The following is an 11583-nucleotide window of genomic DNA, read 5'->3' on the forward strand; positions in this document are numbered from 1 at the left end:
GTTTTTCGTTTAAATCAAGCCGCCCCTGACCAAGCTATGGAGGAAGGGGCGGTGCTTACATTGAAACCAAAAGCAATCATTTATCTATTAATCTCTTTATTCGTCGGTTTAATGAGTTGGGAAGCGCAGAACGCACAAGCAGAAGGACAGTTTCATCAAGAAGTGAGTGCTGAAGATGCGATCCGTTTACGTATATTAGCAAATAGCGATTCAATTAGTGATCAAGCTGTAAAGCGTGACATTCGTGATGAAGTCAATGCCGAAATAACAAAATGGGTAACTGAGCTAGATTCAATTGAAGACGCAGCTGCTGTCATTCAAGGAAACATGGCCACGCTTGAAGAGATCGTTGCTACAGAGTTAGCAAAAAAAGGGCTGGACCAATCGTTCACAGTAGCGTTTGACAGCGATGTCTCTTTTCCAACTAAATTGTATGGAAATATCGTTTATCCAGCTGGGCTTTACGAAGCCGTACTTATTACGCTTGGTGAGGGTCAAGGAGAGAACTGGTGGTGTGTGTTATTCCCACCATTATGCTTTGTTGATATGGATAATGCTGAGGCTAAACAAACAGAAGCGGAAACACTGCAGGAAGAGCAAGAAGTGGAAGAAGAAGTTGAAACCTCTTTTTTTATTGTTGATATGTTTGAATCTGTCTGGGATCGGTTATTTGGATAATAGGAATATTGGTACAAGCTCCCTCATAGGATGAAACAAAAGGGGGAGACTTGGATGTCTTTGACGGTTAGAAAAATGGAGCAAACAGACTTACTGGCGATTCAGCACTTATTTGCGCGTGTTGGCGCTCAGACACAAATAGAAGATAATTGTTCATTTGTTGTTGTGGAAAATGCAGCAGGATCGATTGTTGGTACAGTTGGTCTGGAGAAATCTGGTGACGTTGGCCTGTTAAGAACAATGGTAATTGACAGTGAGAAAACGCATTCAATGGCTGCGATCGAGTTTATTCAGCTGGCATTGGCGTTTGCCCATACAGAAGGTGTAAAGCGCGTTTTTGCGCTCAGTTCGGGAAAAGCCGAACTGTTTGAGCCACTTGGATTTGAACAATTTTCAGTAACGTCAATACCACATGAAATCCAACAGATGGATCATTTTCAAGCCATCATGAAGGAAGATCAGGCAACGGTTTGGTCTTATGACTGTTCGCCTTCTTAAAATAAGCTGTGGATTTGTGGATAATATCTGTGAATAGCGAAAGGGTCAATTTTAAAAAAGGGTGATTTATCAACTTATAAACAGGTTATCCACAGACCGTGGATAACCTGTTTTTTCCTACTATAATAAGATTCAATCTATTAAGTGATTGCTCTTAAGTGGTGATATATAAAGGTTTTGTGAAAATGCTATAATGGAAAATGGAGCTAAGAAAGAGGCGAACAGATGATGAGTTATAAACAAACAAAAACATGGGTTGTGGATAGTGGAGAAGAAAGTGAGGAGCAAATCCTTGATTTACAAGAGGCGGGAATGTGGATAAGGGATGGAAAGCTTGTGGCGTTTCCGACTGAAACGGTTTACGGTCTTGGTGCTAATGCGTTTTCAGAGGAAGCAGTTCAACGCATTTTTGAAGCCAAAGGCAGACCAAGCGACAATCCATTAATTGTTCATATTAGTGATGAAGAACAACTAGATGGTTTAGTAACAGAGGTCTCAAATAAAGCGAAAGCATTGATGGAAGCCTTTTGGCCGGGTGCATTAACGCTTATTTTTAACGCGAAGCCAGTTGTTGCAAAAAACGTGACAGCGGGTCTTAATACGGTAGGTGTGCGCATCCCTTCACATCCTGTAGCGAGACAATTATTAAGAGAAGGACAGCTACCTGTTGCGGCACCTAGTGCAAATCGTTCAGGTCGGCCTTCCCCGACCACAGCCGCTCATGTATTACTTGATTTAGACGGAAGAATTGACGGGATTGTAGATGGAGGAGAGACTGGTATCGGACTTGAATCGACTGTCTTGAGTGTTGTGCACGATCCACCAATTCTTTACCGACCAGGTGGTGTGACTGTAGAGCAGATTGAAGCGATTATTGGTGCGATAAAGGTTGATCCCTCCTTGCAGCAATCAGTGGCGCAACCACTATCACCCGGTATGAAGTACGCTCATTATGCGCCAAAAGCAACTGTTGTTTTAGTTGAGCATCGCGAAGAATTAGAAAGAGCGGTTGTCGAGGCGAAAAATCATGGCAAGAAAGTAGGCGTGTTTGCGACCGTTTCGAAATCAGTTTCCTATGCAGATGAAGTGATTGTTGCCAACGGCTTGGAAGAGGTGGCGCATATGCTTTACGGTACGCTGCGAGAATTTGATAAACGAAATGTTTCCACCGTTTTTATTGAGTCTGTGCCAAAAGAAGGACTGGGACTGGCAATCATGAATCGACTTGAAAAAGCAGCTGGGAGTAAAAAATGAATGAAGAATTGGGCTATATGCCACGACCAAAAGACGATTGATCGTTAAGATGATCGTCTTTTGGTCGTGGCTTTCAAATAAATAAACACAATACATCTAGTTCTGCCGATAGTCACTATGTTATGATCATTCCATAAAAGTAGAAATGAGGGAATATATGGGGAAATCAGCACCGTTTTTTTCGTATTCAACTTATGTTGAGAAAGATACTGATCTTGTTATAGGCGCGATTCACATGAAGTGGGAACGAAAGGAATGGGAAATACCTTATTACATTGTGTCAGATGAGGTATTTGCTCTGGAAGAATCGGAATTTGATAATAAACCAGACGTGCAGGATATGTTAGGAATGATTTCTTTTTTCTATAATGAATCAGACTTAACGTTAACGAGTGTGCTAATCCTAAAAGACATTCCTGAAGACTTATTAAAGATGAGTTCTTTTGGAGAATGGCTTGATGAATGGCAACGCTATTTCCTTTTAAGCGGTATAAGTGATGTTGGTTATATTCTATCCACAAATATGGACTATAGTGAAGAACTAGCAGAGCAATTACGGGAGCATGGATTTGATGAGGTGCTCACTTCTGATAAAGAAGCAAAAGCATTTTATTACTATTCGTCTGCTTATATACAGCCTGTGGATTATCCAGATGATGTAGATGGAGCAGTATTGCAGAATATGAAAGATAACGGTATGGATATGTCTTTGCCGCATGAAGTGGAGATTATATTAGTAGCGCCTAATAAAAGAGCGGCAAAAAAAGCAGCGAAAATAGTGAAGTTGCAAGGGTATGATGTTGACATCCAAGATGAGGAAGAGGGTGTCGCGTTAATGTGTACAACGGAAATGGTGCTAACCCATGCTTCAATCGTTAAGCGCTTAGAAGAATTAACGGAATTAACAGAGGAATTTGGGGTTGAAATTGACGGCTGGGGCGCGATGATTGATTAAACGCTCCTAATAAAGTAATCGTTTGACCGAGGATCAGTGGACAACAATGTCTGCTGATCCTTTTTCTGTTTAATCAGCCTGTCTAAAACCAGAAGGACGTGCATACATTCAAATAGCATGTTTTTGTGGGAGGCGTTAAACAATGCACGAGATTGTGACGATATGTATAATGGCAGCTGCTTTAGGAATGGATGCATTTTCGGTAACGCTCGGAATGGGCATGATGGGCTTGAGGGGTCGACAGATCTTTAAAATTGGTTTAACAATTGGTGCTTTTCATATTTTTATGCCTCTGCTCGGAATGGCTACAGGTCAATGGCTGTCGAGTAAGTTTGATGTCATTGCGACATACATAGGCGGAGGATTGCTGCTCATTATCGGTGTACAAATGATTTTGGCCTCTTTCTCAAACCATGAGGATGATGGGAAATTAAAACCAGTTGGGTTTGGTTTACTTTTGTTTGCCGTTGGTGTCAGTCTCGATAGTTTTTCTGCAGGCCTGTCATTTGGAATTTTAGGAACAAAGGTCGTGTTAACGGTGCTATGTATTGGTTTTATGAGCATGGTATTGTCATGGCTTGGTCTCTTAATCGGCTCCAAGTTTCATAAATATATTGGAGCGTATGGTGAGTTACTAGGTGGGCTTGTGCTTATTGGATTTGGCTTGAAAATTATGCTTCCGCTTTAATCATTCCTTTCATTTGGTTATGCTAGAATAATGGAAAAGAAATGAAGGAGTGGATAGGATGAAGAAAAAAAGAGTTTTATTTGTATGTACAGGTAATACGTGCCGTTCACCATTAGCCGAAGTGTACTTAAACCACTTAGCGTCAGACCAGTATGAAGCAAAATCAGCTGGTGTTTTTGCTGGGGTTGGGGCACCAATCTCAACCGGATCAGCAGCGGTCTTACAGGAAGAAGGGATTGTATTTAATCATCGCTCTCAACCTGTATCGGCAGAATTAATGGAGTGGGCTGATGTCGTGTTGACCATGTCATCAAGTCATAAGCAGCTGTTAAATGAGCGCTATCCTCGTAAATCCATTCAAACATTAAAAGAAGCTGTTGGTGATGAAGCGAGTGATATCGCCGATCCTTTTGGTGGATCAACTGAGCAGTATCTCGCTACAGCTAATGAAATTAAGTCAGCAATCGAACGTTTTCTTAAACAAACAAAAACATAAAGGGTGAATAATGTGGAAGTGAGAACGAATGTCCGAAAAGGGTACAAGTTTAGCATACGAAAAAAAATGGTTTTTGGATTTAGTGGTGTCGCTGTTATTACATTTGCAAGTAGCGCTATTATTTTGTACTTTTTTGCGGACTTCTTAACTTCTGCACTTAATATAACTCCCCAATGGGTAACGCTTGGTGTGTTACTTCTCGGCGTTTTGTGGAGTGCGCTTTTAGGATTTCTTTTTTCAGCTTTTATTACAAAGCCACTTAATCAATTAGAGCTTGCGGTAACGGAAGCGGCTGCGGGCAGAATTGAACAGGAAGTCCATCTTTCCAAGTCTGATGATGAACTTCGTGCGCTCGGAATTGCCTACAATCATATGATCAACAATCTAAGAGAGATGGTTCAAGATATTGAACAAAATTTTTCGGAGACGGATAAGCGTGTGCAGAAACTGAGTGAAGCAACAACGCGTTCTTCCAATCAAGCTGAACAGATTGGGTTAACAATGGGTGAAATTGCGAGTGGTGCAGAAGGTTCGGCACAGGCGATTCAGGAAACAGTATTCTCTCTTGAAAATACAACCGACATGGCCAATCAAATGAAAGAAAATGCACGGCTATCAACGGACCGGTCGCTTGAAATGGTTTCATCGCTTGAACGTAGTAGAGAAATTACAGCGGCTTTAGTAAAGGGCATTAGTGATCTAACGAATAAGCAGGAGCGTTCGCTTGATTCAGTTCACCGGTTAGAACAGCAGACTCAAGAGGTAGAAACGATTACCACATTTGTTGGATCAATTGCAAAACAAACGAATTTGCTCGCATTAAATGCGTCGATTGAAGCGTCTCGAGCAGGAGAGCATGGACGTGGTTTTGCTGTTGTGGCAAGTGAAGTGCGCAAATTAGCTGATGAAAGCACTCAGGCTGTAGCGTCTATCACTGAATTAATTGGTACAATTCAGCAAGAGGTCAAGCATGTTGTGCTAGCGATCGAAGAGCAGGTTCAAGTTGCTCGTACTCAAAGTGACGAAGGAGCACGAACGACCGAAGCGATCACAGAGATGGAAAGAACCGTTAAGACGGTAGCCGATATGATAAAAGTAATCTTAGAGTTGTCGGACAAGCAGCAGCAATCAATTGAAGCGAGTTCTGCTAAGACAGAAGAAGTAGCGGCGATTGCCGAAGAAACATCGGCAGGAGCACAAGAAGTGACAGCAATGACAGAAGAGCAGGCGAAAGCGTTGGAAGAGGTTGCAACGTTATCACTTGATTTAACAAATCAAGCCAAGCAATTGAAGACAACGATTGAAAAGTTTACAATAGAATCAAACCAATAGAAGCGTCGTTAACGGACGCTTTTTGTAATGCTAAAAACACAAGGAGTGTTTCGAATGAAAATTGCAATTGCTTCTGATCACGGTGGAGCGAATTTAAAGCAAGAAATCGTCAAGCTTTTAAATACGCTCGAATTGTCATATGAAGATTTAGGTGGCGCATGTGGACATTCGGTTGATTACCCTGACTATGCTTTGCCGGTAGCGGAAAAAGTAGCGAATGGTGAATTTGACCGAGGAATTCTTATCTGTGGAACGGGCATTGGCATGTCAATTGCTGCAAACAAAGTAAAGGGTATTCGCTGTGCGCTTGTTCATGATGTATTTAGTGCAAAAGCGACAAGACAGCATAATGATACAAATATGCTAGCGATGGGCGAACGTGTAATTGGACCAGGTCTTGCGGAAGAAATTGTTCGTGCTTGGCTCGGAGAAGATTTTGAAGGTGGTCGTCACAGTAATCGTATTAATAAAATTACTGATTATGAAAAGAAATCCTTGTAATGAGGATTGAAGCTGAACTTGGTACTCTGTTAAACGAGTTTCAACAACAGGCTCCTTTAAAAAAAGGCTCGTTGTTTGTTATAGGTGCTTCTACAAGTGAAGTGGGCGGTGGCCAAATTGGTCAACAAGGTTCTGAGCAGCTGGCGAAGGAACTTTATGCCGCATTCAAAGCGTTTCAACAGCAAACAGGTGTCCACTTAGTGTTTCAATGCTGTGAACATTTGAATCGAGCGTTGGTTGTGGAGCGAGAAGTAGCGGAATCTTTTCAGCTACAGGAAGTGTTTGCTGTGCCTGTTCGAAACGCAGGTGGCGCTATGGCTGCTCATGCATATCGGCAGTTCGATGATCCTGTTCTTATTGAGTCGATTTCGGCGCATGCCGGGGTTGATATTGGGGATACCTTTATCGGTATGCACTTAAAAGAAGTGGTTGTACCGCTGCGTTTAAGTCGCAATCAGCTAGGATCGGCACATGTTACGTACGCAACAACAAGGCCAAAGCGCATTGGTGGAGAACGAGCTGTTTATCATTTAAGTGAATAATTGTGATTGTTTATATTAAAATTTACGGAAAAAGACTATGTTTTTTCGGTTTTTTAAGATAAAATCAATGGATATTAGACTAAAAAACGAACGGAAGCGGGGAATGGACATGGCTGATTTAAAAACACAGGATCCAACATTATTTGAGGCAATTGAACTGGAGTTAGGGCGTCAGAGAGATAAAATCGAATTAATTGCTTCTGAGAACTTTGTAAGTGAAGCGGTAATGGAAGCGCAAGGTTCTGTACTAACCAATAAATATGCAGAGGGTTATCCAGGACGTCGTTACTATGGTGGGTGTGAATACGTCGATATCGCCGAGAATATCGCTCGTGATCGTGCAAAGGAATTATTTGGAGCGGCCTATGTTAATGTGCAGCCGCATTCAGGTGCCCAGGCGAATATGGGGGTTTATTTCACAATCCTTGAGCAAGGCGATACCGTGCTTGGGATGAACCTTTCTCACGGTGGTCATTTAACGCATGGTAGCCCGGTTAACTTTAGTGGCGTTCAGTATAATTTTGTCGAGTATGGTGTGCGTGAAGACGATCAAACAATCGACTATGACGTTGTCCGCGAGATTGCAAAAGAAACAAAACCAAAGTTAATTGTAGCAGGCGCAAGCGCGTATCCGCGTGAAATTGACTTTAAGAAATTTAGAGAGATTGCTGATGAAGTTGGGGCTTTCTTGATGGTTGATATGGCGCACATTGCCGGTCTTGTAGCCGCAGGCGTCCATCAAAACCCAGTACCACACGCCCATTTTGTAACGACGACGACACATAAGACGTTGCGTGGTCCTCGTGGTGGAATGATTTTATGTAATGAAGAAACGGCAGAAGAATATGGTAAGAAGTTAGATAAGTCGATTTTTCCTGGAATTCAAGGTGGTCCACTCATGCATGTGATTGCAGCTAAAGCCGTATCGTTTGGTGAAGCGCTGCAAGATGACTTTAAAGCGTATGCTAACCAGATTGTTGTTAACGCTAAGCGCCTCGGGAAGAAGTTGCAAGCAGAAGGTGTTGATATTGTATCAGGCGGTACGGATAACCATCTATTGCTGATGGATTTACGTTCCCTCAACTTAACGGGAAAAGTGGCGGAAAAAGCGCTCGACTCAGTTGGAATTACAACGAACAAAAACACCGTTCCGTACGATCCACAAAAACCGTTCGTAACAAGTGGGATTCGTATCGGAACTGCGGCCGTTACTTCAAGAGGATTAGACGAAGAGGCGATGGATGAAATCGGTGAACTTATTGCGTTAACATTAAAGCATATTGAAGATGAAGATGTATTGAAATCTGTTGAAAAACGCGTTGGAGAATTAACACAGAAATTCCCTATGTATCCCAATTTGTAATACAGGAAGCAGTTATCTATAAAGATAACTGCTTTTTCTAGTAGCTTATTTAAGATCGCTCTTGAATGAACAGGTAGTTTTCGGGTAAAATCGTTCAGAAGCATGTCGAAGAATGACGATTAACGAAAAGGAAGTGAGCCAATGGGTAAGCTGCATGTACTAGACCATCCACTGATTCAACATAAGTTGTCTTATATACGTGATAAAAATACGGGAACAAAAGAATTTCGTGAGCTTGTTGACGAAGTGGCCGCTCTGATGGCATTTGAAGTAACTCGAGATTTACCGCTTGAAAATGCAGAAGTTGAAACGCCGGTCGGTCCAGCACAAGTGAAAAAACTAGCAGGCAAGAAACTCGGTCTTGTGCCGATTTTAAGAGCTGGGATTGGAATGTCCGAAGGCATCTTGCGGATGATTCCAGCGGCGAGGGTAGGCCATGTTGGCTTATACAGGGATCCACAAACATTGAAGCCAATTGAGTACTATGTCAAGCTTCCAAATGACGTTGAGGAGCGCGAGCTGATTGTTATTGATCCAATGTTAGCAACGGGAGGGTCAGTTGTTGAGACGTTGAACAGCTTGAAAAAACGTGGCGCAAAAAGCATGCGTTTAATCTGTCTTGTTGCAGCTCCTGAAGGTGTTGCTTATGTACAAGAAGAGCATCCAGATGTGGACATTTATTTAGCGGCTCTTGATGAGAAGTTAAATGAAAAAGGCTATATCGTTCCAGGACTTGGAGATGCTGGTGATCGCTTGTTCGGAACGAAGTAAAATGTAGAAGAAGAGCCCAATTGGGCTCTTCTTTTTCTATATGTTTAAGTGCATAGAATGTCCCTAGCTTCGCCATACTACACGGTACGACACGTTGTAGGGGAGATTAAGTATGAATCAATTACGTGGCATTGGGCGGGTATTATTTATTGGGTGTATCGCTTTAATTTACTCAATAAGTACGGTACCGAGTGCATGGGCAATGCCAACTGAAGAAATGAGTGAAGAAGGTTCAAGTAAGCGAATTGTTATTGTGTCTGCTTCCGGAGATGTGGAGATAGCAGTTGATGTCGTAGAACGAACCATTTCTTCGGCGACCATTAGACATGTCTATAAAGATGTATACGGTGGATTTTCTTTAGAAATTGATGAGAAGGATATCAATCGTTTAAGTGATTTAAGTGTGATTCAGCGAGTAGATGATATTGCACATTATCAGCCGAGTTTAGAAGGAAGTATCCCTTTTATTGGGGCAGGCAAACAGCTAACTCGAAGTGATAGTGGATCTAGTAATGGGTTAACGGGTAAGGGCGTAAAAGTTGGCGTTATCGATACCGGAGTTGATTATAAACATCCTGATCTTCGCAATAATTACAAAGGCGGTTATGACATTATTGATGAAGACGACGATCCGATGGAAACGAAGATGAGTCAAGGTCCTCCTACTTTACATGGAACTCATGTGGCTGGAATTATTGCAGCGAACGGACGGATAAAAGGGGTTGCGCCCGAGGCGGAAATATATGCGTACAGAGCCCTTGGTCCGGGAGGGCAAGGAACGACTGAACAAGTATTAGAAGCAATTGAGAAGGCTGTCGCAGACGAAGTTGATGTGATTAATTTATCCCTTGGCAACACCGTCAATGGACCAGATTGGCCAACAAGCTTAGCTCTTGATCGGGTGGCTGAAAAAGGCGTTGTTGCTGTTGCATCAAGCGGAAATAGTGGTCCGAACATGTGGACTGTGGGCTCACCCGGGACATCCTCAAAAGCCATTTCAGTTGGGGCTTCGTTGCCACCGGTTGAATTTCCTTACCTTACCGTAAAACAAGATAAAGATAAGCGAATTGAGCTCATCCCTCTTGCAGGTTCAAATCCATGGACATTAAAACGAGAATTAGAACTAGTTGATATGGGGCATGGATTGATTGGTGATTATAAAGACAAGCAGGTAAAAGGAAAGCTAGTGCTTGTAAAACGAGGACGTTCTACATTTGCAGATAAAATGAGCACGGCAAAAAAAGCAGGAGCTGCTGGTATTCTTGTCTATAACCATTTAGACGGTGACTTTACCGGAGGAACGCTCGAACCAATTGACTTAATTGGCGGGAGTGTGTCTAAAGAAGTAGGGGAAGAGCTGGTTGCACTTATACATGAATCAAAAAAACCAGTTCATGTACAGACGAAGTTTGAACAGAAACAAGATTTAATTGCTGGATTTAGTTCAAGAGGTCCTGTAACTGAAACGTGGGAGATGAAGCCTGATTTAGTTGCCCCGGGTGTTGCAATTCAGAGCACTGTGCCAAATGGCTATTTTGCTTTGAATGGAACAAGTATGGCAAGTCCTCATGTTGCTGGAGCAGCGGCATTACTTATTCAGAAGCACCCTGATTGGACACCTGAGCAAATAAAGGCGGCTTTAATGAATTCCACTAAGCGCTTGAAAAATGAGCAAGGAGTCGAGTATTTGCCTCATGAACAAGGTGCTGGACGACTTCAAGTTGATAAGGCGTTAGAAGCAACAACACTGGTCTATCCTAGCTCGTTAACCTTTGGAGCATGGAGTGGGAAGGCGGCACAAACGAGAAGGACATTGTCCGTTACGATCGAAAATACGAGCGACCAAGAAAACCGTTTTACCATTGATCCCCCTATTGGAGAACTCGATGGTGTGAATTGGGAATCGGTGGAAGACGTAACGATTCCACCAATGCAAAAGCGGGAGGTCACCTTAACGGCAGAAATTAATCCAGCACTTCTGCAAAATGGACTTCATACGGGTCACGTGAAAATTAAAGGAGATGGCTCTGAGGTCAATCTCCCCTACATGTTATTTATGGAGGAGCCGAACTATCCTCGCGTAATGGCTTTTCAGTTTGCGCACAGTGATAAAGCGCATGGGTACTATTATGAATACTATCTACCTGGAGGAGCAGAGGAGTCCGGTGTTGCTCTTTATGATCCTGATACGTTTGAATTCAAAGCACATTTAGTGAAAAATAAAAAATCAGCTAGGGGAATGGTTAGTGGTGAACTCGACCATCTAACCGTTGAACCCGGAAGGTACAAAGCGCTTATTTATGCAAAAAATGAAGGGAAAGAAGATACAATCGAAACCTTCATTGATATTGGCGAAGAGTGGTTGCCACCTGTAAAAAAAGAAAGATAGTCAGCAAAGAGATTCTCTTTCCAGGCTGTTGAGAAAGTAATTTCTCAACAGCTTTTTCTTATTTATAGACACCTAAACAAAAATACTCTTGTTATAATGGAAAAAAGAACGGAAAC

Annotated in this window: 12 protein-coding genes; all 12 read left to right on the forward strand. The window is 42.3% G+C overall.

What is annotated here, in order from left to right:
* Nucleotides 1-51 precede the first annotated feature (51 nt).
* Nucleotides 52-678 (forward strand): stage II sporulation protein R, encoded by a 627-nt coding sequence (spoIIR, locus tag JOC54_RS19045; protein ID WP_367617834.1) that lies wholly within the window; start codon nt 52-54, stop codon nt 676-678.
* A 54-nt stretch (nt 679-732) separates the two neighbouring features.
* Nucleotides 733-1176, forward strand: a complete 444-nt coding sequence (locus JOC54_RS19050; RefSeq protein ID WP_054794471.1) for a GNAT family N-acetyltransferase — start codon at nt 733-735, stop codon at nt 1174-1176.
* Nucleotides 1177-1404: 228 nt separating this feature from the next.
* Complete coding sequence (locus JOC54_RS19055; RefSeq protein ID WP_204468341.1) at nt 1405-2430, forward strand: L-threonylcarbamoyladenylate synthase; 1026 nt, start codon at nt 1405-1407, stop codon at nt 2428-2430.
* A 157-nt stretch (nt 2431-2587) separates the two neighbouring features.
* Nucleotides 2588-3385 carry a ribonuclease E inhibitor RraB gene (locus tag JOC54_RS19060; protein ID WP_204468322.1) on the forward strand — a complete coding sequence of 266 codons (798 nt, stop codon included), beginning with the start codon at nt 2588-2590 and terminating at the stop codon, nt 3383-3385.
* 142 nt (nt 3386-3527) lie between these two features.
* Nucleotides 3528-4073 (forward strand): manganese efflux pump MntP, encoded by a 546-nt coding sequence (locus JOC54_RS19065; protein WP_035419071.1) that lies wholly within the window; start codon nt 3528-3530, stop codon nt 4071-4073.
* Nucleotides 4074-4131: 58 nt separating this feature from the next.
* Nucleotides 4132-4569, forward strand: coding sequence for a low molecular weight protein arginine phosphatase (locus tag JOC54_RS19070; protein ID WP_204468325.1), 438 nt, complete (start codon nt 4132-4134; stop codon nt 4567-4569).
* Between the two features lie 12 nt (nt 4570-4581).
* The gene (locus tag JOC54_RS19075) at nt 4582-5901 is read left to right on the forward strand and encodes a methyl-accepting chemotaxis protein (RefSeq protein WP_235194521.1); all 1320 of its coding nucleotides are present in this window, start codon (nt 4582-4584) and stop codon (nt 5899-5901) included.
* 54 nt (nt 5902-5955) lie between these two features.
* Entirely contained in the window at nt 5956-6402 is a 447-nt protein-coding gene (rpiB, locus tag JOC54_RS19080; protein ID WP_204468327.1) for a ribose 5-phosphate isomerase B, read from the forward strand.
* A complete protein-coding gene (locus JOC54_RS19085; protein WP_204468329.1) occupies nt 6402-6944 on the forward strand; it encodes a TIGR01440 family protein in 543 nt (180 codons plus the stop codon). The genes rpiB and JOC54_RS19085 overlap by 1 nt, the downstream gene beginning before the upstream one ends.
* 109 nt (nt 6945-7053) lie before the next feature.
* Nucleotides 7054-8307: a serine hydroxymethyltransferase gene (gene glyA / locus JOC54_RS19090; protein WP_204468343.1), complete on the forward strand. Its 1254-nt coding sequence runs from the start codon at nt 7054-7056 to the stop codon at nt 8305-8307.
* A gap of 141 nt (nt 8308-8448) precedes the next feature.
* On the forward strand, nt 8449-9078 hold the full coding sequence (upp, locus tag JOC54_RS19095; protein WP_035419078.1) for a uracil phosphoribosyltransferase: 630 nt from the start codon (nt 8449-8451) through the stop codon (nt 9076-9078).
* Between the two features lie 112 nt (nt 9079-9190).
* Complete coding sequence (locus JOC54_RS23260; protein WP_204468331.1) at nt 9191-11467, forward strand: S8 family serine peptidase; 2277 nt, start codon at nt 9191-9193, stop codon at nt 11465-11467.
* The last annotated feature ends 116 nt before the right edge of the window (nt 11468-11583 follow it).

Origin of the sequence: Shouchella xiaoxiensis, assembly GCF_016907895.1 — a bacterium.
GTDB classification, from domain to species: Bacteria; Bacillota; Bacilli; order Bacillales; family Bacillaceae_D; genus Shouchella; species Shouchella xiaoxiensis.